General features: G+C 72.4%; 25 protein-coding genes. 14 read left to right on the top strand and 11 right to left on the bottom strand.

The window, feature by feature from the left end:
- The first annotated feature begins 44 nt into the window (after nt 1–44).
- A complete protein-coding gene (locus ACIHAA_RS05330) occupies nt 45–1,685 on the top strand; it encodes an FAD-dependent monooxygenase (RefSeq protein WP_399813358.1) in 1,641 nt (546 codons plus the stop codon).
- A 1-nt stretch (nt 1,686) separates the two neighbouring features.
- Here the strand turns inward: ACIHAA_RS05330 and ACIHAA_RS05325 are convergent, their stop codons facing one another.
- From ACIHAA_RS05325 to ACIHAA_RS05305, 5 genes are all read right to left on the bottom strand, one after another.
- Complete coding sequence (locus tag ACIHAA_RS05325) at nt 1,687–2,487, bottom strand: 3-hydroxybutyrate dehydrogenase (RefSeq protein ID WP_399813355.1); 801 nt, start codon at nt 2,485–2,487, stop codon at nt 1,687–1,689.
- Between the two features lie 54 nt (nt 2,488–2,541).
- Entirely contained in the window at nt 2,542–3,039 is a 498-nt protein-coding gene (locus tag ACIHAA_RS05320; RefSeq protein ID WP_399813352.1) for an NUDIX hydrolase, read from the bottom strand.
- Between the two features lie 9 nt (nt 3,040–3,048).
- The gene (lnt, locus tag ACIHAA_RS05315) at nt 3,049–4,740 is read right to left on the bottom strand and encodes an apolipoprotein N-acyltransferase (RefSeq protein ID WP_399813349.1); all 1,692 of its coding nucleotides are present in this window, start codon (nt 4,738–4,740) and stop codon (nt 3,049–3,051) included.
- A 207-nt stretch (nt 4,741–4,947) separates the two neighbouring features.
- Nucleotides 4,948–5,493, bottom strand: coding sequence for a hypothetical protein (locus ACIHAA_RS05310; protein WP_399813347.1), 546 nt, complete (start codon nt 5,491–5,493; stop codon nt 4,948–4,950).
- 101 nt (nt 5,494–5,594) lie between these two features.
- On the bottom strand, nt 5,595–6,380 hold the full coding sequence (locus tag ACIHAA_RS05305; protein WP_399813344.1) for a glutamate racemase: 786 nt from the start codon (nt 6,378–6,380) through the stop codon (nt 5,595–5,597).
- 57 nt (nt 6,381–6,437) lie between these two features.
- Here ACIHAA_RS05305 and ACIHAA_RS05300 point away from each other — a divergent pair, with 57 nt between their 5' ends.
- A complete protein-coding gene (locus ACIHAA_RS05300; protein ID WP_399813341.1) occupies nt 6,438–7,613 on the top strand; it encodes a glycosyltransferase in 1,176 nt (391 codons plus the stop codon).
- Between the two features lie 33 nt (nt 7,614–7,646).
- Here the strand turns inward: ACIHAA_RS05300 and ACIHAA_RS05295 are convergent, their stop codons facing one another.
- A complete protein-coding gene (locus ACIHAA_RS05295; protein WP_399813338.1) occupies nt 7,647–8,969 on the bottom strand; it encodes a TerD family protein in 1,323 nt (440 codons plus the stop codon).
- A gap of 291 nt (nt 8,970–9,260) precedes the next feature.
- On the opposite strand from ACIHAA_RS05295, the gene ACIHAA_RS05290 reads away from it, so the two are divergent.
- From ACIHAA_RS05290 to ACIHAA_RS05265, 6 genes are all read left to right on the top strand, one after another.
- Entirely contained in the window at nt 9,261–9,713 is a 453-nt protein-coding gene (locus ACIHAA_RS05290; RefSeq protein WP_399813336.1) for a DUF6643 family protein, read from the top strand.
- 54 nt (nt 9,714–9,767) lie between these two features.
- The gene (locus tag ACIHAA_RS05285; RefSeq protein WP_399813738.1) at nt 9,768–10,592 is read left to right on the top strand and encodes an MOSC domain-containing protein; all 825 of its coding nucleotides are present in this window, start codon (nt 9,768–9,770) and stop codon (nt 10,590–10,592) included.
- A gap of 263 nt (nt 10,593–10,855) precedes the next feature.
- The gene (locus tag ACIHAA_RS05280; protein WP_399813333.1) at nt 10,856–11,458 is read left to right on the top strand and encodes a hypothetical protein; all 603 of its coding nucleotides are present in this window, start codon (nt 10,856–10,858) and stop codon (nt 11,456–11,458) included.
- Nucleotides 11,459–11,582: 124 nt separating this feature from the next.
- Complete coding sequence (locus ACIHAA_RS05275; RefSeq protein WP_399813330.1) at nt 11,583–14,021, top strand: right-handed parallel beta-helix repeat-containing protein; 2,439 nt, start codon at nt 11,583–11,585, stop codon at nt 14,019–14,021.
- 299 nt (nt 14,022–14,320) lie between these two features.
- Nucleotides 14,321–15,148: a DeoR/GlpR family DNA-binding transcription regulator gene (locus ACIHAA_RS05270; RefSeq protein WP_399813327.1), complete on the top strand. Its 828-nt coding sequence runs from the start codon at nt 14,321–14,323 to the stop codon at nt 15,146–15,148.
- Nucleotides 15,149–15,223: 75 nt separating this feature from the next.
- A complete protein-coding gene (locus ACIHAA_RS05265; protein ID WP_399813324.1) occupies nt 15,224–15,748 on the top strand; it encodes an SRPBCC family protein in 525 nt (174 codons plus the stop codon).
- Here ACIHAA_RS05265 and ACIHAA_RS05260 read toward each other — a convergent pair.
- Entirely contained in the window at nt 15,711–16,835 is a 1,125-nt protein-coding gene (locus ACIHAA_RS05260) for a PLP-dependent cysteine synthase family protein (RefSeq protein ID WP_399813321.1), read from the bottom strand. The two genes, ACIHAA_RS05265 and ACIHAA_RS05260, sit on opposite strands and share 38 nt — an antisense overlap.
- Nucleotides 16,836–17,230: 395 nt before the next feature.
- Here ACIHAA_RS05260 and ACIHAA_RS05255 point away from each other — a divergent pair, with 395 nt between their 5' ends.
- Together ACIHAA_RS05255 and ACIHAA_RS05250 are read left to right on the top strand one after the other, a co-directional pair.
- A complete protein-coding gene (locus tag ACIHAA_RS05255; protein WP_399813318.1) occupies nt 17,231–17,554 on the top strand; it encodes a hypothetical protein in 324 nt (107 codons plus the stop codon).
- 237 nt (nt 17,555–17,791) lie between these two features.
- Nucleotides 17,792–18,319, top strand: coding sequence for an ATP-binding protein (locus ACIHAA_RS05250; RefSeq protein ID WP_399813315.1), 528 nt, complete (start codon nt 17,792–17,794; stop codon nt 18,317–18,319).
- 81 nt (nt 18,320–18,400) lie between these two features.
- Here the strand turns inward: ACIHAA_RS05250 and ACIHAA_RS05245 are convergent, their stop codons facing one another.
- Nucleotides 18,401–18,685, bottom strand: coding sequence for an SHOCT domain-containing protein (locus ACIHAA_RS05245; protein ID WP_399813737.1), 285 nt, complete (start codon nt 18,683–18,685; stop codon nt 18,401–18,403).
- A gap of 194 nt (nt 18,686–18,879) precedes the next feature.
- On the opposite strand from ACIHAA_RS05245, the gene ACIHAA_RS05240 reads away from it, so the two are divergent.
- From ACIHAA_RS05240 to ACIHAA_RS05230, 3 genes are all read left to right on the top strand, one after another.
- Nucleotides 18,880–19,440 (top strand): TetR/AcrR family transcriptional regulator, encoded by a 561-nt coding sequence (locus tag ACIHAA_RS05240; protein ID WP_399813312.1) that lies wholly within the window; start codon nt 18,880–18,882, stop codon nt 19,438–19,440.
- A gap of 96 nt (nt 19,441–19,536) precedes the next feature.
- Entirely contained in the window at nt 19,537–19,932 is a 396-nt protein-coding gene (locus ACIHAA_RS05235; RefSeq protein ID WP_399813310.1) for a cupin domain-containing protein, read from the top strand.
- A gap of 20 nt (nt 19,933–19,952) precedes the next feature.
- Nucleotides 19,953–20,909, top strand: coding sequence for a phosphotriesterase (locus ACIHAA_RS05230; protein ID WP_399813307.1), 957 nt, complete (start codon nt 19,953–19,955; stop codon nt 20,907–20,909).
- A 52-nt stretch (nt 20,910–20,961) separates the two neighbouring features.
- Here the strand turns inward: ACIHAA_RS05230 and ACIHAA_RS05225 are convergent, their stop codons facing one another.
- Together ACIHAA_RS05225 and ACIHAA_RS05220 are read right to left on the bottom strand one after the other, a co-directional pair.
- Nucleotides 20,962–22,206, bottom strand: coding sequence for an ROK family protein (locus ACIHAA_RS05225; RefSeq protein ID WP_399813305.1), 1,245 nt, complete (start codon nt 22,204–22,206; stop codon nt 20,962–20,964).
- Complete coding sequence (locus ACIHAA_RS05220) at nt 22,203–22,892, bottom strand: alpha-ketoglutarate-dependent dioxygenase AlkB family protein (RefSeq protein ID WP_399813302.1); 690 nt, start codon at nt 22,890–22,892, stop codon at nt 22,203–22,205. Before ACIHAA_RS05220 ends, ACIHAA_RS05225 begins: the two co-directional genes overlap by 4 nt.
- 212 nt (nt 22,893–23,104) lie before the next feature.
- Between ACIHAA_RS05220 and ACIHAA_RS05215 the strand changes: the two genes are divergently transcribed.
- Nucleotides 23,105–24,238, top strand: a complete 1,134-nt coding sequence (locus ACIHAA_RS05215) for a methyltransferase (protein WP_399813299.1) — start codon at nt 23,105–23,107, stop codon at nt 24,236–24,238.
- A gap of 86 nt (nt 24,239–24,324) precedes the next feature.
- Here the strand turns inward: ACIHAA_RS05215 and ACIHAA_RS05210 are convergent, their stop codons facing one another.
- The gene (locus ACIHAA_RS05210; RefSeq protein ID WP_399813296.1) at nt 24,325–25,227 is read right to left on the bottom strand and encodes a ketose-bisphosphate aldolase; all 903 of its coding nucleotides are present in this window, start codon (nt 25,225–25,227) and stop codon (nt 24,325–24,327) included.
- Nucleotides 25,228–25,233 lie beyond the last annotated feature (6 nt).

Below are 25,233 nucleotides of genomic sequence, written 5' to 3'. Positions count from 1 at the left end.
TGGTAACTTCAAAAAAACTAGCTTGGCGTTACGGAGGAGTGGTCATGCGATGTCCGGCAGCGACACCCGTACTGATCGTCGGCGGCGGCCCGGTCGGTCTGACCTTGTCGCTTCTGCTGTCCGAGTACGGTGTGCGCCATCTGCTCGTCGAAGCGCATCCGGGTGTCTCGCGGCATCCCAAGGCCCGTGGAGTGTCGGCGCGTTCCATGGAGATCTTCCGGAGTTGCGGCCTGGAGGAGGACATCCGGCAGGCCGGACTTCCCGCCTCGCAGGTCTTCTTCTACCGCGGCCGGACCCTTGTCGACCCGGACTTCGTCCGCACCGGGCTGTCGGCCGATCCGGAGCAGAGCCCCGAGTACACCCCGTCGCCGGGACTGATCTGCCCCCAGGACGCGCTGGAGACCGTACTGCTGCGACGTGCCCGTGAACTCGCGCCGGACGCCCTCGCGTTCAACACCCGGTTGCTCTCCTTCGCCGAGGACGGGGACGGCGTGCGCGCGGAACTGGAGGACCGGACCACCGGCGAGCGGCACACCGTGCGCACCGAGTGGCTGGTCGGCTGCGACGGCGCGGCGAGCGCCGTCCGTTCCGGGGCCGGGATCGCGATGGAGGGGCCCACCGGCCTGGGCCACTTCCTCAGCGTCCGGTTCGAGGCTCCGCTCGGAGAGGTCGTGGCGGACCGGGCCAGCGCGTCGTACTTCCTCACCGAGCCGGGACGGGGCGGCTTCCTGGCCGTCGACAACGACCGGCACTGGATCTACCAGCACCCCTACGACCCCGGGCGCGACGACATCGAGGAGCTGTCGGCCGACCGGCGCCAACTGGCCCGCCTGGTCCGGGAAGCGGCGGGCCTGCCCCACCTCGACGTCACCGTCCGCGACACCATGACCTGGCGCATGGACGCCCGACTCGCCACGGCCTACCGCAGATCACGGGTGCTGATAGCGGGCGACGCGGCCCATGTGGCACCCCCGACCGGCGGGCACGGCATGAACACCGGAATCGGCGACGCGGACAACCTGGCCTGGAAGCTCGCCCTGGTCACTGCGGGAACGGCCGGTGAGCAACTGCTCGACACCTACCAGGCTGAACGCCGTCCCGTCGCCCGGCAGGTCATCGACCTGTCCCTGGCCAACTCCCGCGCCCGCACCAGCTACCGGATCGACGACCAACTGCTGCTCACCGCGGCCTACCGCTCCACCGCGGTCCTCACCGACACCGACACCGACACCGACACCGACACCGACACCGACACCGCTGAGCGTCCGCCGCTGGACCCGGAGAACGAGCACCCCGGCAGCGGGCCGGGAACGCGCCTCCCCCACCTGCGGATCGCCAGCGCCCCCGGAACCTCCACGCTGGACCTCGTCGGCCGCGGCTTCACCCTGCTCACCCGTACGCCCGACGCCGACTGGCAGCGGCAGGCGGACACCGCGCGGGCAGCCGGTCTGCCCGTCGTCCTGAGGTCACCGGCGGACTCCGGCCAACGGACCCCGACCCCGTGGAGCAGGGAGGACTGGACGGAAAGGTTCGGTGTCGCCGCGACCGGAGCCCTCCTGGTCCGTCCCGACGCCCATATCGCCTGGCAGGCGCCGAAGCCGCCCGCCGACGACACGGAACTGCGGGCGGCCCTCCGGCGCATCCTCTCGTCGCGGCCCGCCCACGTGGCCCACGTGGAGGTGTGACTCAGTGGGCCGTCCAGCCGCCGTCGAGGACCAGTGAGGTACCGGTGATGAAGGATGCCGCTGGGCCGCACAGATAGGCCACGGCCTCGGCGACCTCCTCCGGTTCGATGAGCCGCTTGACGGCCGTGTCCTGGAGCAGCACCTCGGACAGCACACGCTCCTCGGATATCCCGTGCGCCTGCGCCTGGTCCGCGAGCTGCTTCTCCACGAGAGGCGTGCGGACATAGGCCGGGTTCACGCAGTTCGAGGTGACACCGTGGGGGGCGCCTTCCAGGGCCGCGGTCTTGGAGAGCCCTTCGAGCCCGTGCTTGGCGGCGACATACGCCGACTTGAAGGCGGAGGCGCGCAGTCCGTGCACCGACGAGATGTTGACGATACGGCCCCAGCCCTGCCCGTACATATGGGGCAGGGCGCCGCGGATCAGCCGAAAGGGCGCCTCCAGCATCACCGTGAGGACGGTGTGGAAGACCTCGGGCGGGAACTCCTCCAGGGGGCGCACCAGTTGGAGCCCGGCATTGTTGACCAGGACATCCGTGCCCGAGGCGGCGGCTTCGGCCGCGTCCAGGTCGGTGAGGTCGAGGACGTGGGACTCGACGGCGCCGGGCAGACCGGCGGCCGCGTCGGTGAGCGCGTCGAGCCCGGCCGGGTCCCGGTCCACCGCTCTGACCTTGGCCCCGGCGGCCGCGAGGCGCAGCGCGCAGGCACGGCCGATGCCGCCTGCGGCACCGGTGACCAGGGCGGTCCGGCCGTCGAGGTCGAGGGAGGGGGCATCGGAAGCCGGGAGGGGGCGGAAGACGGTCATACGGTCAGCCTAGGCAGCGGCACCGCCATCCGGCATGGGGTCAACCCCCTTGTTTTACAGCGGATCCGGGGTATTCAGCGGCTGTGTGGGATCGAACCAGGTGGGAGCGTCCGACAGCGCCTGCTTGATGCGCAGCAGCCCGAACTCGTTGAGGTCCGGCAGCGCGTCCACCGCGAACCAGCCCACGTCCAGCGACTCGTCGTCGTTGACCCGCGCCTCGCCGCCCACGGCGCGGCAGCGGAAGGTGATGTCCATGTACTGGCAGGTGTCCCCGTTGGCGTAGGTCACCGGGGTCAATGCCTGGACGAGGACGACGCGTTCGGCGACGCACCGGACCGCCGTCTCCTCGTACACCTCGCGTACCGCGCAGGCGGCGGGCTGCTCCCCCGGTTCCGGTATGCCGCCGATCACCGACCACTGCCCGTTGTCGGCCCGGCGCCCCAGCAGGACCCTGCCGTCGTCGTCGAAGACCACGGCGGTGACTCCGGGAAGCCAGAGCAGCTGATGGCCCGCGGAGGCGCGCAGGGTCCTGATGAATTCCGGAGTAGCCATACGGGAACCCTATCGGGCGTCCTCCGAGACCTCCTGGTCCTGGGCGCCGACGCCCCGGGTGCCGCCGTCCTGGACACCGCCGTCCTGGGCGGTGCGGGTGCGGCGGCCGCGCGCCGCCGATGCCGCGGCCCAGCCGAGCCCGGCGGCCGCCAGCAGCACGAGCGCCGCCTCGGGCAGGGTGCCCATCCGCGTGGCGGGGGTCTGCGAGGAGCGCAGCGGCACCTTCTGGACGAGTGAGTCGGCCACGAACATGCCGGTCCGCTGGGTGATCCTGCCGTCCGGCATGATGACGGCGCTGACACCGCTGGTCACCGGGACGGTGACAGTCCGGCTGTGTTCGACGGCGCGCACCCGGGACATGGCGAGCTGCTGGTAGGTCATCTCGCTGCGGTCGAAGGTGGCGTTGTTGCTGGGGACCGAGATGAGCTGGGCGCCGTCGGTGACGGTGGAGCGCACCGTCCAGTCGAAGGCGGCCTCATAGCAGGTGACCAGGCCGACCTTGGCGTTCGCCATGGTGAAGACGCCCGGCTTGTGTCCGCGGCTGAAGTCCTGGCGCACCATGGACGTCCAGTTCTTGTTGATGTCGCCGAGCAGCGAGCGCAGCGGGAGGTACTCGCCGAACGGCTGGATCTGCCGCTTGTCGTAGGTGTCGACGGGGCCCTTCTCCGGGTCCCACAGGATCTGCTCGTTGTAGAGCTTGCCGCCGCGCTCGACGACACCGCCCACCGAGATGGGCGCGCCGATCGCCTGGGCCGCGCCGCTGATCACGGCGGCGGCGTCGGGGTTGGCGAAGGGGTCGATGTCGGAGGAGTTCTCCGGCCACAGCACCAGGTCCGGCCGCGCCACCCGGCCCGCCCGCACCCGCTCGGCCAGGCGCTCGGTCTCGCGTACGTGGTAGTCGAGCACGGCACGCCGCTGGGCGTTGAACTCGAGGCCCGAGCGCGGCACATTGCCCTGGATGACGGCGACGGTCGTGGTGCCGTCCTCGGCCTTGTCGCTGACCAGGGAGCGCGCGGCGACGGCTCCGGCCACGGGGGCGGCGACGCTCAGCAGGGCGGCGACGGCCGCTCCGCGTCGCAGGGCGCCCGCATGGCGCCTGCTCTCCAGGACGAGGCGCAGGATCTCGCAGAGACCGAATCCGCACAGGACGACGGCGAAGCCGAGCACCGGGGTGCCGCCCACCGCGGCGAGCGGCAGGAAGACGCCGTCCGCCTGGCCGAAGGCGACCTTTCCCCAGGGGAAGCCGCCGAAGGGCGCCCGGGCGCGGACCGCCTCTCCCGCGATCCACACGGCGGCCGCCCACACCGGCCAGGCGGGCAGCCGGGAGACCCACGCGATGCCCGCACCGACGAGCGCGACGAAGACGGCCTCCACCACGACGAGCGCGAGCCATGGACCGGCGCCCACCTCCACGCCGGTCCACACCAGCAGCGGCAGCAGAAAGCCCAGGCCGAACAGGTAGCCGAGGCCCAGGGCCGCCTTCCAGGTGCGGCCGCGCAGGACCCAGCCGAAGAGGGCGAAGGCCGGGAGGGCGAGCCACCACAGATGCCGGGGCGGAAAGCTGACGTAGAGCAGTACTCCGGCGAGGGCGGCTGCGGCGGCCGGAATCAGGCGCTGCGCCCGGCGGACACCACGGGGTGCGGGTGCGGCCTGGGGTTCGAGCTGTTCCGGCTCGTCCACGGGAGTTGCGGTGACGGTCACCCGGGTGAGTGTACGGCCGGTGACCAAGGGCCGGACAGCTCGGGCCCGCCCCGAAGCACGTGGCCTTCATCACCCTTTCGCCCGTTTTGTTCCTACCTTTCTGCCGCAACGTTTCTGCCCACGGACGCAGCAGCAGAGAAAGAGGTCACCGGCGCAGCAGTAAAGAAAGAGGAGGAGAAGGAGAAGGGGGCCGGCGGACCGATGTGGTCAGTGCGTGGGGCCCGGCAGGCTCCGCTGGAGCCGGGCGCGGATGACCCGTACCGCGGATTCCGCGTTGTCCACGGTGATCGTGAAGGTGTGGCCGTCCCACAGGCGCAGCACCACACCCTCTCCGCGCCGTACGACGACGGCGGTGCCCTTCTCGGGCCGCCAGCGATAGCCCCAGCCGCCCCACTGGCGCGGGGTCACCCGGGGGGCGAAGTCGGCCCCGGCGACGAGGGAGAGGGGGATGCGGCGGCGCGGCAGTCCGATGTGGCCGCAGCGCACCTCCAGGCATTCCCTGTCCACCTTGACGGCGACATGCACGAACGCCAGCGTGCCGAAGAGAACGAGGAGACCGGCCGCGATACAGCCCACGACCGACATGACCAGCGGGACGACACCGGAGGACCAGGCCGAGTCGACGGCGAGTTCGACCCCCAGTCCCAGGCAGGCGGCACCGCCGAGCGCGGCGAGCCACTGGACGCGGTTCGTGGCGCGTCCGGTCCAGATCTCGGACTGCGAGGCCCGGTCACCGTCGGGGTGGTCCCTCATGCCCTTGAGGGTACCCATGTTTCGGAGCACAGGCATGGCGTCGCACAGCGTCACCGGCCCGGAAGGCGCGGCGGTCGGACGTGCGGCCCGGGGGCCGGTCCTCACCCGCCCGTACGGACCGCCTGGAGGAGCCTGCCCTCGTCGTAGGCCAGCGCCGCGGGCGGCAGTGCGCCCTCGCGGCCGCTGAGCAGCACGGTGACCTGGGCGGCCGCGGTGACCCCGGGAGTCACGTCCGCGCCGAGGCGGCGCAGCGCCTGTGCGGCGACCGCGCCCGCGGAACCGTGCAGCACCAGCGGCGGGCGGCCGGGCTGCTGCACGGCGGCGCGGATCCGTTCGGCGACCAGCTCGTAGTGGGTGCAGCCGAGGACCAGGGTCGTCACCTCGGCCGGGGTGCGTGCGGCGGCCGCCGCGATGGCCGCGTCGATCGCCGCCTCGTCCGCCTTCTCCACGGCGTCCGCGAGTCCGGGACACGGGACCTCGGCAACGTCGACGCCGTCCGCGAAGTCCCGGATCAGACCGCGCTGGTAGGGGCTTCCGGTGGTGGCGGGCGTCGCCCAGATGGCGACCGGTCCGCCGCCCGCAGCGGCGGGCTTGATCGCGGGAACCGTGCCGATGACCGGCACTCCGGGCTCCAGCAGGGTGCGCAGGGCGGGCAGGGCGTGCACGGACGCGGTGTTGCAGCCGACGATCAGGGCGTCGGGCCGCAGCGCGGCGGCGGCCTCGGCGACGGCCAGGGCCCGCCGGGTCAGGTCCTCGGGAGTGCGCGGTCCCCAGGGCATCCCCTCGGGGTCCAGTGAGAGCACGAGATCTGCGTCGGGCCGCAGACGCCGCATCGCCGCGGCAGCCGGCAGCAGTCCGATTCCGGAGTCCATCAGCGCGATCTTCACCCCGCAACCATAGTCGATGAGCCTCGACGGGCCCCTTCGTGGGGCAGACTGCGACGGGTGACTGCCCTTGTGTGGATCGCCGTCGTGTCACTGCTCTCCTGGCTGTGGCTGCTGTTCGGCCAGGGCTTCTTCTGGCGCACGGATCTACGGCTGCCCCCGCGCCGGGAGCCGGAGTCGTGGCCGTCCGTCTGTGTGGTCGTACCGGCCCGGGACGAGGCCGCCGTCCTGCCGCACAGCCTTCCGTCGCTGCTCGCGCAGGACTATCCCGGCCGGGCCGAGGTCTTTCTGATCGACGACGGCAGTTCGGACGGCACCGGAGAACTGGCCCGGGCGCTGGCCGAGCGGCACGGGGGGCTGCCGCTCACGGTCGCCTCGCCCGGTGAGCCGCCCGCGGGCTGGACGGGCAAGCTGTGGGCCGTGCGGCACGGCATCTCTCTCGCACGCGCGCGCGATCCGGAGTATCTACTGCTGACGGACGCCGACATCGCGCATGCGCCCGACAGTCTGCGGGAGCTGGTGGCGGCCGCGCGCACCGGCGGCTTCGATCTGGTCTCGCAGATGGCCCGGCTGCGGGTGGACAGCGTCTGGGAGCGGCTGGTCGTGCCCGCCTTCGTCTACTTCTTCGCGCAGCTGTATCCCTTCCGGTGGATCGCGGTGCGCGGGGCACGGACGGCGGCGGCCGCGGGCGGTTGTGTGCTGCTGCGGGCCGAGGCGGCCGAGCGGGCACGGATCCCCGACGCCATCCGGGGGGCCGTGATCGACGATGTGGCGCTGGCACGCGCGGTCAAGGCCGGGGGCGGCCACATCTGGCTGGGGCTGGCCGAACGGGTCGAAAGCGTGCGCCCCTATCCGCATCTGCGCGACCTGTGGCGGATGGTCTCGCGCAGCGCCTACGCGCAGCTGAGGCACAGCCCGCTGCTGCTCGTGGGCACGGTGCTGGGGCTCACCCTGGTGTATCTGGTGCCGTCCCTGACCATCGTGGCGGGCCTGGTGAGCGGGGTCACCACCGCGATGGTGGTCGGGGGCCTGGCGAAGCTGGTGATGACGGTGACGTACATCCCGATGCTGCGCCACTACCGGCAGCCGGTGTGGCTGGCGGTGCTGCTTCCGGTCACCGCCTTCCTCTATCTGCTGATGACGGTCGATTCGGCGTTACAGCACCACCGGGGGCGCGGCGCGGCCTGGAAGGGCCGCACCTATGCCAGGCCCGACGCGGCACTTGAGGAGGGGTGAGCGGGCCGCCCGCCGGGGCGGCGGGCGGTGGGGTCACTTTCTGCCGGGGGTCCAGTTCATGCCCCACCCGTAGGCGGCGTCGATCGTGCGCTGGGGGCTCACGCCGCGCTCGGGCACCAGATAGCGGGCCTCGCGCCGGACGACCAGTTCGCCGCCGGTGTGGGTGATGAGAGCGAGGGCGCACACCGTCGAGGGCACCGTGCACTCGTCGAGGGAGAACTCGACGGGTGCGCCGTGCTGCGGCCGGAGCGTCACCGTGGCGTGCAGATCGGCGAAGGAGCGGGCGCCCTCGTAGATGGTGACGAAGATGAGGATGCGTCGGAAGCTCTGCGTGTGGTCGAGGTTGACGGTGAGGTTCTCGCCGGACTCGCCACCGCCGGTGCGGTCGTCGCCGTCGAGATGGATGTACGGCGGCCGGTGCAAGGAGCCGAAGGCGTTGCCGAGGGCCTGGACGGCCCCCTTGCTGCCGTCGGACAGCTCGTAGAGCGCGCACAGGTCCAGGTCGAGGGTGGCGTGCGGGTCCGCGGCCCGGCCGCGTTTCCCCCAGCCCGGGAACTGGCTCCGGGTCTGCCAGTTGAGGTTCACCCGCAGCGCTCCGGAGGTGCCGCCCTGCTTGGCCAGCGAGACGGAGGGCGCCTGCTTGGTGAGCGTGACCTTGGTGAGGCGGACCGGGGCGGCGGACGGCGGGGTACCCGCGTCGGCGGCAACGGCGGACGGCTCGGGGCGCTGCGGCTCGGGGTGTCGGGATCCGGGCTGCCGGGGTTCGGGCTGCCCGGGTTCGGGCTGTCGGAGGCCGGGCTGTCGGGAGCCAGGCTGTCCGGGGGCGGTGTGCTGCGGCTCGTCGACCGTGATTCCGTAGTCGGTGGCGAGGCCCTCCAGACCGCTGCCGTAGCCCTGCCCGACGGCACGGAACTTCCAGGCGCCCTGGCGGCGGTAGAACTCCCCGAGGACGAAGGCGGTCTCCACGGTCGCGGTGGGGTCGAAGCGCGCCACCTCCGTTCCCCGTTCGGCGTCGAGTACGCGGATGGAGAGGCCGGGCACCTCCCCGAACGTCCCGCCGTCGGCGGAGGCGGCGAGCACCACGGTCTCGATCGCGGGTTCGAGGCGCGCCAGGTCGACGAGCAGGGTGTCGGTCACCTGGCCGTCCAGACTCCGCTTGCCGTCGTGACGCACCGCGCCGGAGGCGTGGACCGGCTGGTTGTAGAAGACGAAGTCGCCGTCGGTACGGACCTTCCCGGCGACCAGCAGCAGCGCCGAGGCGTCCGCGTCGGGAACGCCCGGTCCGGAGCTCCGGCTCAATTCGACGCGCAGGGCCGTGGCCGGCACCGGGAGGTTGGATCCCTTTGACATTGACATGTCCACCCCCATTACCTGTCGCCCCGCCGGGAAGTGGTCCGGCCGGGTCCGCCGTATCCGCTGCGGACAACCTATTCTCCCGGGCGCGGAACACCTCACACCCGCACCGGACACCCGCGGCCAACCGCCGGTAACCCTTTGGGAACTCGGCCTTTACACGATCCAAACATCGATTGCTGCCCTTTTTTGCCACGTTCGCTCGCATTGGGGATCCGGCGTCACCCCGGGCACGGAAAACAACCCTCTTATCGGTCTCCCCAACCAGCACATCGTGGGCTTAACTTATGTGCCATGACCTCCCCCCGCTCCACCTATGGCGGCGGTTACTACTCCGCGTCGCCCTTCCCGGACACTCCGATCTACGACAAGCTCGTCGCCGAGCGGGGCACCCCGCAGATCGCGCCGATCCGGGTACCCTCCGCGTACGACATGCCGGGCAGCAATCTGCCCGCGCTGCCGTCGGCGCTTCCGGCCCTGCCGGCCGCTCCGTCCCCCCAGGTCCCGGCCTACGGCTACCCCCAGGTTCCGCAGCCCGTCCCGATGCAGCAGGCCCCTACCGCGTACATCCCGCAGCAGACGGGTCCGCGCGGCTACCCCGGACCGCAGCAGATGCAGCAGATGCAACAGCCGCGACCGATGGCCGCCCCCGGCGGGTACGAGGCGATGCGCCCCGCGGCGCAGCGCCCGGCCCCGGCGCCCTACCAGGATCCGTACAACAACGGTCAGCAGTACCGCGGATACTGACGCACGTCACGCCGTGAGGCCGTCGGTGCGCAGTGGCACGATGGCCTCATGCCGATGCCGATGCCGACGCTGCACTCGATCCACGTCCATCCCGTCAAGGCTCTGCGGGGCCGGCAACTCCCCCAGGCTGTCGTGGAGCCGTGGGGTCTGGCGGGGGACCGCCGGTGGGCGCTCATCGACGAGTCGGGCAAGGTGGTCACCCAGCGCGAGCAGCCGCGCCTTGCGCTGGCCACGGCCGAGACCCTGCCCGACGGGGGTGTCCGGGTGTCCGCCTCCGGCCGGGACGAGCTGATCGTGGAGGTGCCCGAGCCCTTCGGCACGACGATCGCGAAGTGGTCGGGCGAGAAGATCGAGACCGTTCCGGCCGGCTCCGGGGCGAGCGAGTGGTTCAGCGCGTACCTCGGTGAGCGGGTGACCCTCGTCCATCTCGACGACCCCTCGCACCGCCGCCCCATCGAGCCGCCCTTCGGACGGCCGGGCGAGACCGTCAGCCTCGCCGACGGCTTCCCCCTGCTGCTCACCACCCTCGCCTCACTGCGATCCCTCAACTCCCTGATCGCCCAGGGGGACCACCCCCATGAGGCTCCGCTGCCCATGAACCGGTTCCGGCCGAATGTCGTCGTGTCCGGCACGGCGCCCTGGGACGAGGACGACTGGGAGCGGGTCGCGATCGGCGAGGTGGAGTTCCGGGTCGCCAAGATGTGCGGGCGCTGCGTCGTGACCACCACCGACCAGGAAACCGCCGAGCGCGGCAAGGAACCCCTGCGCACCCTGGGCCGCCATCGGCGCATCGACGGCCGACTGATCTTCGGCCAGAACCTGGTGCCGTTGACCCCGGGCACGATCCGCGTGGGCGATCCGGTCGTGGTCCTCGCCTGAGGTCGGCCTTGGCTCCGCGCTGAGACGCGGCCCCCGCGACGAGGCACCCCCTTCGCCGGGACACACCCCCTCACTGGGGCACACCCCTCGGTATTCGCCCCGCGGGCGGGAACCGGGGCGGCCTGTGTGGTCGTTGTGCCCGTGGGTGACGTTCATGAAGGATCAGTGAACGCAAGGAGGGGTGACATCGACCTCTCTTCACCGGTTCCGCACACACGGGGGTGGCCGGGGCGCTAAGACGGGCGGGAAGGGGGTGCGGGACGATGCGAGCGATTCGTGGTCTGTGGCGGTGGCGGAGCAATCCGTTGCGCCGTCCGACCGACCTGGCCGAGGCCTGGCTGGCCCTGGTAGCGCTGGTCGTGACCCTGATCGTAGTGCCGGTGGCGGGAGCGGCAATCGGGACGGCCGCCCAGGACTCCCTTCAGCGGTCGGTACGGGACGAGCAGCGCACTCGCCACCTCGTGGCGGCCACTGTCGTCAGATCACTCGGCCTCACCGCGCTGGAGGATCCCGATTCGCCGTCGACACGGCGGACGCAGAGCCGGGTACTCGCCCACTGGACCGCCCCCGACGGCACCCCCCGCGAGGGCACGACCCTGGCCGACCTCGAAACCCCGCACCGGGGCGACCGGTTCGCCATCTGGACCGACGAGCACGGCCGAATAACCCCCCGCCCGCTGGACCGTGCCACCGCCACGTCGCACGCCCTGCTGGCCGGGGTCGGCGCGGCGGCGGGAGCAGCGGGCCTCGTGGAGTGCGGCCGCCTGCTGATCCTCTGGCGCATGCGGCTGCGCCGGTACGCGCTGTGGGACCAGGCGTGGAACAGGACGGGCCCGGACTGGGGCCGCACCGAGGCGGGCAGTTGACGGCCCGCGGACTCCGGTCAACCAGGCGCGTCCGCGCACGCTACGGTGGACCGGGCCGGGCTGTTCCGCTGTCCGGCATCTTCGCGAGATCCCGCGTGAACAGAGGTGGGGGCACAACAGCGCCATGGCACAGGGCACGGTCCAGGTGACGCACACCGGCACCTCGCGGTGGCGGCGCCGCACAGGTGAGTACCCGTCGCTCGCCGCCGCCCTGGAGGCCGCGGGCGATGGCGATGTGCTCACCGTCGCTCCCGGCACCTACCGGGAGAACCTGGTGGTGCAGCGGGCCGTGACGCTGCGCGGTCCGGAGGGGTCCCCCGGCTCCGTGCGGATCGCGCCGGTGGACGGTGTGCCGTTGACCGTGCGGGCCTCCGCCGTGGTGCAGGACCTGCACATCGAGGGCCAGGACGCCGCCGCGCCCGCGCTGCTCGTGGAGGCGGGCACCCCGGAGCTGACGGGCGTGCGGATCATGACGCGGTCGGCGGCCGGCATAGAGGTCCGGGGCGGCGCGCGCCCCACGGTCCGCCGCTGCACGGTCGACAACCCGGCGGGGATCGGCATCGCCGTCGTCGACGGCGGCGGCGGGGTGTTCGAGGAGTGCGAGGTCGTGGCGGCCGCCCAGTCCGGCGTGGCGGTCCGCGGTGGTGCCCATCCCCGGCTGGAGCGCTGCCGGGTGCACCACACCTCGGGCGCCGGACTGTCGGCGACCGGGGAGAACTCCGCGCTGGAGGCGGTCGGTTGCGAGGTGTACGAGGTCCGGGGCTCCGGGGTGCAGATCACCGGCCGGGCCGCCGCGCATCTGACGGACTGCGAGGTGCACCGGACCACCGCGGACGGCATCACGCTGGACACCGACGCGGTGCTGACCCTCGCCGACTGCCGTATCCACGACATCCCGGAGAACGCGGTCGACCTGCGCTCCCGCTCGGTGCTGACGCTCACCCGCACCACGGTGCGGCAGTTCGGGCGCAACGGCCTGTCGGTGTGGGACCCGGGCACCCGGGTGGACGCCAACCAGTGCGAGATCTTCGACTCCACCGGCGACTATCCGGCGGTGTGGGTCAGTGACGGCGCCACCGCGGTCCTGGAGGGCTGCCGGGTGCACGACGTGCCCGACGCCCTGTTCGTCCTCGACCGCGGTTCGCGGGTGGACGTGGTGGACAGCGACCTCACGCAGGTGCGCAACACCGCGGTGTCGGTGAGCGACGGGGCCACCGCGCAGCTGGACGACTGCCGGATCCGGGAGGCGGCGACGGGCGCCTGGTTCCGGGACCACGGCAGCGGCGGCACCCTGTCCGGCTGCACCGTCGACGCCACCCAGACGGGCGTGATCGTCACCAAGGGCGCCGATCCCACCATCGAGCGCTGCACCGTGACCTCGTCGGCGGAGGCGGGCTTCTATGTCTCCGCGGGTGGCCGGGGCAGCTTCCTCAGCTGCCGGGTCGCGGACAGCGGCGGCTACGGCTTCCATGTGATCGACGGCTGCCGCGCGACGCTGCGCAAGTGCCGCACGGAGCGGTGCTCGCGCGGGGGCTACGAGTTCGCGGACGGCGGCCCGGGGGCCTCCGGCGGCGCCGCGATCGTCGAGGACTGCACCAGCGACGAGAGCGCCGGGCTGCGGCCCGCGGTGGCCCAGGAGCCCGCGGTGCAGCCGACGACCCGGCAGACCGGCCTGCTGGGCGCCATCCCGGGCCAGCGCTCCACCGAGCAGGAGCCCGTCGTTGCGGCCGCCCCGGCGCCGGAGAAGCCGACGCGCACCTCGAAGGCCGTGCTCGGGGAACTCGACGCGCTGGTGGGCCTGGAGGGCGTCAAGCGCGAGGTGCGCGCGCTCACCGACATGATCGAGGTGGGCCGCCGTCGGCAGCAGGCGGGCCTCAAGGCGGCCTCCGTGCGGCGCCATCTGGTGTTCACGGGCTCGCCCGGCACCGGCAAGACCACGGTGGCCCGGCTCTACGGGGAGATCCTGGCCTCGCTCGGGGTGCTGGAGAAGGGTCATCTCGTCGAGGTGTCCCGGGTCGACCTGGTCGGCGAGCACATCGGCTCCACCGCCATCCGTACCCAGGAGGCCTTCGACCGGGCGCGGGGCGGAGTGCTCTTCATCGACGAGGCATACGCGCTGTCGCCGGAGGACTCCGGGCGCGACTTCGGGCGTGAGGCGATCGACACGCTGGTGAAGCTGATGGAGGACCACCGGGAGGCGGTCGTGGTGATCGTCGCGGGCTATACGGCGGAGATGGAGCGGTTCCTCTCCGTCAACCCCGGTGTGGCGTCCCGCTTCTCGCGCACCATCACCTTCGGTGACTACGGGCCCGGAGAGCTGCTGCGGATCGTGGAGCAGCAGGTCGAGGAGCATGAGTACCGGCTGGGCCCGGGAGCCTCCGAGGCGCTGCTGAAGTACTTCACGGAGCTGCCCAAGGGACCGGCGTTCGGCAATGGGCGCACCGCGCGGGGGACGTTCGAGGCGATGGTGGAGCGGCATGCGGGCCGGGTCGCCCAGCTGGCGGACCCGAGCACGGAGGACCTGACCCTGCTCTACCCGGAGGACCTGCCGGAACTGCCCTGAGGCGGTCCCCCGGCGCCCTCGCCGTCCGGATCCGGCGGCGTCCCCTCGGGCCGTGGCCCGGGCAGCGGCCGTGGCGTACGTCCACCTGTCGGCGCGGAGACCCGCCGATAGGGGTAACGCCGGGGGACGACGGCCGGGAGGGACGCGGGGTGCGGGTGGTGGCCCGCGCCGTGGCGACGCGTGCGAGGATGAGATCTCCTGGCCCGCCGGTGACGGGAGAATGTCCTTGTGGAAGCCGAGATGGGCGTCCCCTCGACAGGAATTCGGGTGAGAACGGGATGAAGGGGAACGGAGCGGACGTGAGTGAGAATCCGAACCTCCTCGCGGAGCAGCGCCGTGCCCTGATCCTCGACGAGGTGCGACGGCGCGGCGGCGTCCGGGTGAACGAGCTGACGCGCAAGCTCGGCGTCTCCGACATGACGGTCCGCCGCGATCTCGACGCGCTCGCCCGTCAGGGTGTGCTGGAGAAGGTGCACGGCGGTGCGGTCCCGGTGGTGGAGGCGAGCACCCATGAGCCGGGCTTCGAGGCGAAGTCGGGCCTGGAGCCGACCGCCAAGGAGGACATCGCGCGGGCCGCGGCCGAGCTGGTCGTACCGGGTACGGCGATCGCCCTCTCCGGCGGTACGACCACCTATGCGCTGGCCCACCGGCTGGTGGACGTGCCCGAGCTGACCGTGGTCACCAACTCGGTGCGGGTGGCGGACGTCTTCCACTCGGCGCAGCGCACCTCGGGACCCCGGCAGGGTGCCGCCACCGTCGTCCTGACCGGCGGGGTGCGCACCCCGTCCGACTCGCTGGTGGGGCCCGTGGCCGACCAGGCGATCGTCTCCCTCCACTTCGATGTGCTCTTCCTCGGGGTGCACGGCATATCGGTGGAGGCGGGCCTGTCGACACCGAATCTCGCGGAGGCGGAGACCAACCGGCGGCTCGTGCAGTCGGCGCGCCGGGTCGTGGTGGTCGCGGACCACACCAAGTGGGGCACGGTGGGCCTGAGTTCGTTCGCCTCACTGGACCAGGTGGACACCCTGGTGACCGACGCGGGACTGCCGGCCGGGGCGCGGACGGAGATCTCGGAGCATCTGCGGCTGGTGGTGGCCGGGGAGTCCGAGGACGGTACTGACATCTGACAGTACGCCAGCTAGGGTGACGGGCCACGCTGTTCGATCCGGGGCCGCTGGCCGCCCCGTGAGGAGGTCGCGCCCATGGCACGCCGTCTGCGCCCGGTGGAGCCGGACTTCCTTCGGACCGCTCCCGTGCGCCTGGTGTTCACACGCGAGATCGCCGCACCCCCGGAGCAGGTCTTCCAGGCCCTGACGGAGGACGTCTCCGGGTGGAGCGAGTGGTTCCCCGCGGTGCGTTCGATCCGTCCGGTGGACGGAGGCGCCGGGCGCGAGGTACGCCTGGCGGGCGGCGGCCGCTTCCGGGAGACGGTCGTCGCGGCGGTGCCGCACCAGGTCTATGCCTACCGGGTCGACGAGACGAACGCCCCCGGGCTCCGTGCGCTCCTGGAGGAGTGGCGGCTGACCCCGGCGGGCACGGGCACCCGGGTGCAGTGGACCTTCACCGCCGACGGGCCGGGCGCGCTCCGGTTCCTGCTGAGGCGGTCGCGCGGCGGTCTCGGACGCGCCTTCAAGGGCGCGATGACCGCCCTGGACCGCAGGCTGGCGGCGCCGGAGCGCGCCACCGGGATCAGCCCGGCCACACCCCGGTCTCCAGAAGCGAGCTGATCGCGGCCGAGTAGGGCGCGATGTCCAGTTTCTGCTGGGCGAGCCAGGTGTCCGAGTAGTACTTGTCCAGATAGCGGTCGCCCGGGTCGCACAGCAGAGTGACCACACTGCCGGTGCGCCCCTGGGCCACCATCTCCGCGACGATCTTCAGCGCGCTCCACAGTCCGGTGCCGGTCGAGCCGCCCGCCTTGCGGCCGATGGCACACTCCAGGGCACGCACCGCGGCGACCGCCGCGGCGTCCGGGACCTTCATCATCCGGTCGATGGCACCGGGCACGAAGCTGGGCTCCATCCGGGGCCGTCCGATGCCCTCGATCCGGGAGCCGCTGTCACAGGTGACGTCGGGGTCGCCCGTGGTCCAGCCCGCGAAGAAGCACGAGTTCTCCGGATCGGCGACACAGATGCGGGTGTCGTGGCCCGTGTAGTGCACATAGCGGGCGAGGGTCGCCGAGGTGCCGCCGGTGCCGGCCGTGGCGACGATCCATGCGGGTTCCGGGAACCGCTCCAGCTCCAGCTGGCGGAAGATCGATTCGGCGATGTTGTTGTTGCCGCGCCAGTCGGTGGCCCGTTCGGCGTAGGTGAACTGGTCCATGTAGTGGCCGCCGGTCTCCGCCGCGAGGGCGGCCGAGGCCTCGTACATCCTCCGGGGGTCGTCCACGAAGTGGCACTGGCCACCGTGGAATTCGATGAGGCGGCACTTCTCGGCGCTCGTCGTGCGGGGCATGACCGCGATGAAGGGCACCCCGATGAGCCCCGCGAAGTAGGCCTCGGAGACGGCGGTCGAACCGCTGGACGCCTCGATCACGGGGCGCCCGGGACGGATCCAGCCGTTGCACAGTCCGTACAGGAACAGGGACCGGGCGAGGCGGTGCTTGAGGCTTCCGGTGGGATGCGTCGACTCGTCCTTGAGGTACAGGTCGATGCCCCAGTGCTCGGGCAGCGGGAAGCGCAGCAGATGGGTGTCGGCCGAACGGTTGGCGTCGGCCTGCACCTTGCGGACGGCCTCTTTGAGCCAGCTGCGATACGCGGCGTCGCTGCGGTCGACGTCGAGCGTCTCGCCGCGGCTGGTGATCTGCGGGATGCTCACAGCGGGGCTCCTTAGCGGGTGGACCGGGGCCGGATTCACACGGTCGGACGCTTCGCATCATAAACATCTTTTGCAGGGCTTCCCACCTGCATAAACGCGACTTTTGGCAGCTCAAAGGGGTGCTGTGCGCACCGGCGCAAAACCATGGGGCGCATACGCTCGAATGCGCCGGTTGCCCGCCGCGCCCGCGCCCTGTGCACTGGTGTGAGGCGCCGCGTGCGGGCAGACTGCACGGCGGGGAACGCCGGTCGGTGCAGCCCGGCGTCACCGGGCACCTGCCTGCGCGGAACCGGGTACTCGCTCACCACCCGACCCGGTCGGCGCCGCACCGCACTGCGCGCGGCGCGTGGTCGGCGGGATCCGGAAGAGGCCGGACGGACGAGGGGACGGGGATCATGGCGGAGCCGGAGTTCACGGCCACGGGCGTGCGGATCGGGAAGAGGCTGCGCTCGCTCACCAGGGCCGGGGAGGTCCGGATCAGCGACGGCAGGCTGCGTCTGCTGACCAGTTACGGCAGCGAGATCGACAGTGCGCCGGTGCAGGCGGTGCGCGCCTCGAAGCCCTGGTTCGCGCCGGAGGACCGGGCGCTGGCGGATGTCAACGGCACCCGCTACTCGCTGACGCTCGGCGCCGAAGACACCGCTCCGGGACGGCCGGGGCCACCGTCCGCGCGGCGCTTCGTCGAGGCGGTGCGCAGGGCGGCCGGCCGGGGCGGCTAGACACGCGATTTGCGGTCCGCCGTCCCATGCGTCACGCTGGTCTCACATCACTCTGGGTTTACCGGCAATCACGCTGAAGAACCAGCCCGCCGGTACGACAGCGGGCGGCCCCCGTACGAAGCCGCACCGCACCGAGCGGCCGGAGTATCAGCCGCACAGCAGACGGCGGGTACACCCGGCCCTTTGCTGGATCCGAACTTCGTCTTCTTCCGGACCTCAATTCGGGGAGTCGCAGCCGTGATCAGCCAGCCAAGCAGGCACTGCACGGTGGAGCTCCAAGCCCTGCCGTCGCGGATCGGACAGGTCCGCAGAATCGTATCGGCGCAGTTGCGCTACTGGCATCTCAATCCGTTGATCGACCGGGCGTCCCTGGGTGTGACGGAGTTGTTGACCAACGTCCACCTGCATGCGCAGCCCGACAAGACCTGCACCGTGGAGATGGAACTGCTGCTCGACCGGCTGACCGTCTCGGTGCACGACCACGATCCGCGCCTGCCGGTGCTGTGCGAGCCGGATCCCACCGCCACCAGCGGCCGCGGCCTGGCGATGGTCGCCGCGATCGCGGACAGCTGGGGCGTGCGGCCCGACGGGGACTCGGGCAAGGTCGTCTGGTTCGCCCTGCCCGCACCGTCCCCGGCTCCCCCAGCCGGTCCGGTGCCCGGTCTCACGCCCTATGAGAAGGCACTGGAGACCCCGTCCCGTCCGCTCGCGGCCGACGAGCGCAGGACACGCCCCACTCCCGCCCGGTCCGCCGTTCCCGGCTGACCGGGCGGTGACCGTCCGCCCCGTCCGCCCCCAGCACCCCCGCCCCAGGCCCGCAGCCACGCCCGCGGCCGACGGGCCGCTTCACCGCGCGCCGCTCCCGGCCGCACGGCCGAACTGCTCGTCCAGGACGGACAGTCTGCGCCAGTACTCGTCCTCGTCGATCTCGCCCGCGGCGAAGCGGCGGCCGAGCACGGCGATCGGCGAGTCCGCCGCCGGATGGGCGTCCGCGCCCCGCCACGGCACACCGCGGCCACGCCGGACGGCGCGGCGGACGACGGTCACCACCCCGCCCGCCGCGACCGCCCAGACCAGCGGGAGGAACAGGATCCAGGGGCCGGGGCTCCCGCCATGAGCCAGGGTCAGCATGTCGGTCGTCTCCTTCAGTGGTGCCCGGTGGTGCCCGGTGTGCTCGGTGGTGCCCCAAGGCTCACCCCGTACGGGGTCCGGGGTCGTCGTACGGCCGACGGCAGTGCGCACACCTCCTCCGGAGTACGGGCTCGGGGCATCGCTCCCTCGGGCGCCCCTCGACTTCTGTAACTACCAGTATGTACAGTGCGGTCATGAGCACCTCGGAGCGATTGATCGAGTCCACCCGCGAGCTGCTGTGGGAGCGCGGCTATGTGGGCACCAGCCCCAAGGCGATCCTGGAGCGCTCCGGCACCGGCCAGGGCAGCATGTACCACCACTTCAAGGGCAAGCCGGACCTGGCCCTGGCAGCCATCCGCCGCACCGCCGAGGAGATGCGGGCCACGGCGGGGGCTTTGCTCGCCGGTCCCGGGACACCCTATGAGCGCATCGAGGCGTATCTGCGCCGCGAGCGCGATGTACTGCGCGGCTGTCCCGTCGGGCGGCTGACGATGGACCCCGACGTGATCGCCAGCGAGGCGCTGCGGGCCCCGGTCGACGAGACGCTCGACTGGCTGCGCGAGCAGCTCGCCCGGCTGGTCGAAGAGGGCAGGGAGCAGGGCCAGTTCGCCGCCTCCCTGGACGACGAGGAGGTCGCGGCGACGATCCTCGCGACGGTCCAGGGCGGCTATGTACTGGCCCGCGCCTCGGGCTCACCGGCCGCCTTCGACACCGCGGTCCGGGGCCTGCTCGCCCTGCTCCGGCCGACCGGCTGACCTTCCGCCCGCCTCCACCGGCCGTCCGACCTCCCGACCGGCCCCTCCGGTTTCGCTCACCCCTCTCCCTTGCCGACCTTCCGCAGGAGCCCGCACATGCAGATCACCAGGCGCCGTCCCGACACCCTGCGGGGACCGGCAGAGCAGTTCACCGGAGCGGTCTGGCTGGACGAGATCGAGGCCCACGCGCCCGGCTCCCGGCTGCGGATGTTCAACGTCCACTTCGCGCCCGGCGCCCACACCGCCTGGCACCGCCATCCGCACGGCCAGGTCCTGCACGTCCTCCATGGCGAGGGACTGGTCCAGCGCAGGGGCGGCGGGATCGAGGAGATCCGCGCGGGTGACACCGTATGGATCGACCCGGACGAGTGGCACTGGCACGGAGCCGCACCGCGCACCTTCATGACCCACCTGGCCGTTGTCGAGGCGGCCGAGGACGGCACCACCACCGAGTGGGACACCCACGTCGGCTGTGACGCCTACCCCGCCTGAGGAGACGTCCGTTGCCCGCCATGCAGTACGAACCGACCCTGCCCGCCGACGACGACCTGGACATCGCCCGGGGCGGCGTCCGCACCGTCCTGGGCGATCTGGCCCCCGAGGACCTGGGCATCTGCGACGCCCACGACCATCTGTTCTTCCGCAGCCCCCGGCTGCCCGGCGAGGAGTTGGTGGACGTGTCCGCGGCCCGGGCGGAGCTGGCCGCCTTCCGCTCCCTGGGCGGCGGGAGCGTGGTGCAGTGGACGCCGTACGGCCTCGGGCGTCAGGCCGCGCACCTGCCCGGGTTGTCCCGGGAGACCGGCGTGCGGATCGTGGCCGCGACCGGACTTCACCAGGCGGTGCACTACGACGAGGCGACACTCGACGGTCTGCGCGGCAGGCTCGCCGACGTCTTCGTCACCGAACTCACCGAGGGCATCGGCGGATCCGGGGTACGGGCCGGGCTGATCAAGGTGGCGGGCGGCTTCCACGCCCTCGACGCACATGCGCGCTGGACGATGACCGCCGCGGCCGAGGCGCACCATGCCACGGGCGCGCCCATCGCGGTCCATCTGGAGCTGGGCACGGCCGCCCTGGACGTACTCGACCTGCTGTGCGGGACGCTGGAGGTGGCACCGCACCGGGTGATCCTGGGCCATCTCAACCGCTACCCCGACCTGATGACGCAGCGTCAGGCGGCCTCCTCCGGCTGCCATCTCGCCTTCGACGGCCCGTCCCGCGCCCACCATGCCATGGACTGGCGGCTGCCGGACGCCCTGCGGGCCCTCGCGGACGCCGGTTTCGGCGACCGGCTGCTCCTGGGCGGCGACACCACGACGGCCGCCGCCCGCTCGGTCGACGGCGGCCCCGGCATGCCGTATCTGCTGCGCAGGCTGCGGCCGAGGCTGGAGGCCGCCGTGGGCGCGGACCTGATGACCCGCATCCTCACGGTGAACCCCGGGCGCGCCTACGGCGCGGAATGGGCCTGACCCGGTCAACCGACCCGCACATCAAGGAAGTTGAGGCGGCCACGGCGTGCCGCTAGACGCCCGCCAGGGCTCCCGGTGGATCGTCGAGCACCGGCTGCCAGGCCAGTTCGGCCGCGCCCACCAGGCTGTTGTGGTCGAGCGTGCAGGCGAGGATGGGGACGCCCCCGCTGCGGCCCCAGAGGCTGCGGTCGGCGACGACGGCGCGCAGCCGTTCGGGGTCGGCGTCGAGCAGAGTGCGGTGCAGTCCGCCGAGAATGATCCGGTCCGGGTTGAGGATGTTGACCAGTCCGGCAAGGCCGAGGCCCAGCCGGTCGATCAGGACCTCGACGGCGGTCCGTACCGCCGGATCGGTTGAATGGGCCTCCCGGATCAGCTCGTTGGCCTGCTGGAGCTGCGACATCTCGGGGCCCGCGTCCCGTCCTGCCGCGGCCAGGAAGGCCAGCGGGTCCGCCTCCACGTCCAGACAGCCACGGCTGCCGCAGTAGCAGGGGCGGCCCTCGGGGTTGACGGTGAGGTGGCCCACCTCCAGCGCGAGCCCCGAACTCCCGGTGTGCAGTCGCCCGTCGAGGACGAGGGCACCGCCCACACCCCGGTGGCCGGTGGCCACGCACAGCAGGTCCCGGGAGCCTCGTCCGGCGCCGTGCCGGTGTTCCGCCAGCGCCGCGAGGTTGATGTCGTTGGCGGCGAAGGCGGGTCCCGTGATGCCCGCGGCCCGCACCTGCTCGGCGAAGATCTCCCGGACGGGCGCTCCGGCCGGCCAGGCGAGGTGCAGCGGATTGAGTGCCAGGCCCTCGGGTTCGGCGACCGCGGACGGTACGGCGAGTCCGGCTCCCACACAGCGGCGGCCGGTCTCGCGCAGCAGCCCGGCTCCCGCCTCGACCACGGAGCCCAGCACCTTCGCCGGGTCGGCGTCGACGGTCTCGCAGCCGGGCGCGGTCGCGACGATACGGCCGCCGAGTCCGACGAGAGCGGCCCGGAAGCCGTCCGCGTGCACCTGGGCGGCCAGTGCCACGGGGCCGTCCTCGGCGACCTCCAGCCGGTGCGAGGGCCGCCCCTGCGCACCGGCGGCGGCACCAGGACGGGCGTCGACCCGGATCAGGCCCAGAGCCTCCAGTTCGGCGGCCACCGCTCCCGCGGTGGCCCGGGTGACACCCAGCTCGGCGGTGAGCACGGCACGCGTGGGGGCACGTCCGGTGTGCACCAGCTCCAGCGCGGGTCCGAGCGCTCCCCGCCCCCGGTCCAGCCGCGTCCGTGTGGTCCCTTCCCCTGCCGTCCGGGGGGCCGCCTTGCCAGTCATGAGGGCGAGTCTCCCATGATCGGCTCCGGGTCCGGCCGGAAGCCGCCGACCCGCAGCGTGATGTTCAGCCGTCCCGTCAGCCCGAGCGCGGGCGGCGCCGTGCCCGGATGCACCCGTGGCACTCCGTGGTAGGCGAGCCGGGCGGGGCCGCCGAAGACGAAGAGGTCGCCGCTGCGCAGTTCCACATCGGTGTAGGGGCGCGCCCTGGTCTCCGGGTTGCCGAAGCGGAAGACACAGGTGTCGCCGAGGCTCAGCGAGACCACGGGGGCGCCGGACCGCTCGTCGCTGTCGCGGTGCATGCCCATCCGGGCGTCGGCGTCGTAGTAGTTGATCAGCGCGATGTCGTAGCGCTCCGACGGAACGGCCGCCGGGCCGAGAGCGGCTTCCACCGCCTCCCCGGCCAGCGCGGACAGCCAGTGCGGCAGGGGCTTGACGGGCGCGCCGTCGCCGTCGACGGCCGTGCGGGCGTATCCGTACGGGTACCAGTGCAGGCCCAGGCACACCTGGCGGGAGGTCATGGTGCCGCCGCCCGGGGTGCGCACGGTCCGCAGTCCGGCGGGTGGCCGGGCCCACTCCCGGCAGGCGTCGAGCAGCCGACGCTGCCGGTCCGGGTCCAGCCAGTCGGGCACATGGACCGCGCCGGGCGCGACCTGCGCTCGGCCTCGCGGGAACAGCTCGGCGTCCATGGACCCATCATCAGGTATCCGGTCCACGTGTCATCAGGCGTCCGGTGTGCGTGATCAGGCACCCGGCCTTCGCGCGTCAGGTTTGATCGAGCCGGGGACCGGTGGGGCCGTGCGAGCCGGGACGAGGGGCGCGGTGCGTCGGCGGGGGGGCGGCACCGGGGACGGGGGCCGAGCCGCGGCTCGGCTAGCCTGGACGGACGATGAACGACCGTATGAGCACGCCCTGGGGCACGTACGCCCTGACCCGTTTTCCCGAGGACCCCCGCGACCGGCTGCGCGCCTGGGACGCTTCCGACGCGTATCTGCTGCGGCACCTCGCGGCGAGCGGCACCCCGCTCGACGGCACGGTCGTGGTCGTCGGTGACCGGTGGGGCGCGCTCACCACGGCACTCGCGGGGCACCGCCCCACGCAGATCGTCGACTCGTTCCTGGGCCGCGAGGCGACCCGGGCGAATCTCGCGCGCAACGGCGCCGATCCGGACGCGACAGGGCTGCTGACGACACGGGACACCCCGCCGTCACGGATCGATGTGCTGCTGGTGCGGATCCCGAAGAGCCTTGCGCTGCTGGAGGACCAACTGCACCGGCTGGCGCCCGCCGTGCACGAGGGCACGGTGATCGTGGGCACCGGGATGGTCAAGGAGATCCACACCTCGACCCTGACGTTGTTCGAGCGGATCCTCGGCCCGACCCGTACCTCGCTCGCCGAGCAGAAGGCCCGGCTGATCTTCTGCACTCCGGATCCCGCGCTCGACCGGGGCGCCAACCCGTGGCCGTACCGGTACCGGCTCCCCGACGGCATCGGTTCGCCGTCGGGCCGGACCGTCACCAACCACGCCGGGGTCTTCTGCGCCGACCGCCTGGACATCGGGACCCGGTTCTTCCTCGGACAGCTGCCCCGGGGCACGGGTGCCGCGCGCATCGTGGACCTGGGCTGCGGCAACGGTGTGGTCGGTCTGGCGGCGGCGCTGGACAACCCGGGGGCCGAGGTGCTGTTCGTCGACGAGTCGTACCAGGCGGTGGCCTCGGCGGAGACGACCTACCGGGAGAACGCGTCGGGCGCGGCCCGGTTCGAGGTGGGGGACGGTCTGGCGGGAGTGCCTGCCGGAAGCGTGGACCTCGTGCTCAACAACCCGCCGTTCCACTCCCATCAGGCGATGACGGACGCAACGGCCTGGCGCATGTTCACCGGCGCGCGGCGTGCCCTGCGGCCCGGCGGCGAGCTGTGGGTGGTCGGCAATCGCCATCTCGGCTATCACCTGAAGCTGCGCCGCCTCTTCGGGAACAGCGAACTGGTCGCGAGCGACGCGAAGTTCGTGGTGCTGAGGGCCGTCAAGAAGCGGTAGGTGCGGCAGTCGGCCGCAGTCCACCGACCACCGACCACCGCACTAAACACCGAGGGCCGAAGCAGCGCAGCAGCGCCGCAGCGGGGTCAGCCGTACGCGAGCGGCGGCGCCGCACCGTCGCCGTCGCCGTCGCCGTCGCCGTCGCCGAGCAAAGGAATCAGCCGGGCCACGGCACGGACCATCGCCTCCCGTCCCACTCCGAGATAGCCGCGCGAGTCGGCCGCCTCGGGGCGGGCGGCGAGGAACTCCCTGATCGCACCCGTCATCGCGACATTCAGCGCCGTCCCGATGTTGACCTTCGCGATGCCGCCCGCCACGGCCGCCGTCAGCTCCTCGTCCGGCAGCCCCGAGGAGCCGTGCAGGACGAGGGGTACGTCGAGGGCCGCGTAAAGCCGCCCCAGCAGCGCGTGGTCCAGTGCGGCCGTACGGGTGGTCATCGCATGGGTGCTGCCGATCGCGACGGCGAGGGCGTCCACACCGGTGTCGGCCACGAACCCGGCGGCCTCCCGGGGATCGGTCCGGGCGCCGGGGGTGTGCGGGTCGGGCGGCGGCTCGCCGTTCTTGCCGCCGATCTGCCCCAACTCCGCCTCGACCCAGAGCCCTTGGGCGTGCGCCCAGTCCGCGGCGGCACGGGTGGCGGCGAGGTTCTGCTCGTACGGCAGCCGGGCCGCGTCGTACATCACCGAGCTGAAGCCCGCGCCGGGCGCCTGCCGGAGCAGGTCGTCGCTGTGTATGTGGTCGAGGTGGAGGGCGACGGGCACGGTGGCACGTTCCGCGGCCTCGGTGGCGGCGCGGGCCAGGGGAAGCAGGCGCCCGTAGCGGTACTTGACCGCGTTCTCGCTGACCTGGAGCACGACCGGGGCGCCCGCCTGCTCGGCGCCCGCGACCACGGCCTCGATGTGCTCCAGGGTGATGACGTTGAAGGCGGGCACGGCACGGTGCGCCGCGGCGGCAGCGGCGATCAGCTCACCGGTGGCTGCGAGGGGCACGGCTCC

The sequence above is a fragment of the Streptomyces sp. NPDC052040 genome (genome assembly GCF_044548405.1).
GTDB lineage: Bacteria > Actinomycetota > Actinomycetes > Streptomycetales > Streptomycetaceae > Streptomyces.
Note: the sequence above shows the minus strand (reverse complement) of the source record. Positions and strands in the feature narration are given on the sequence as shown.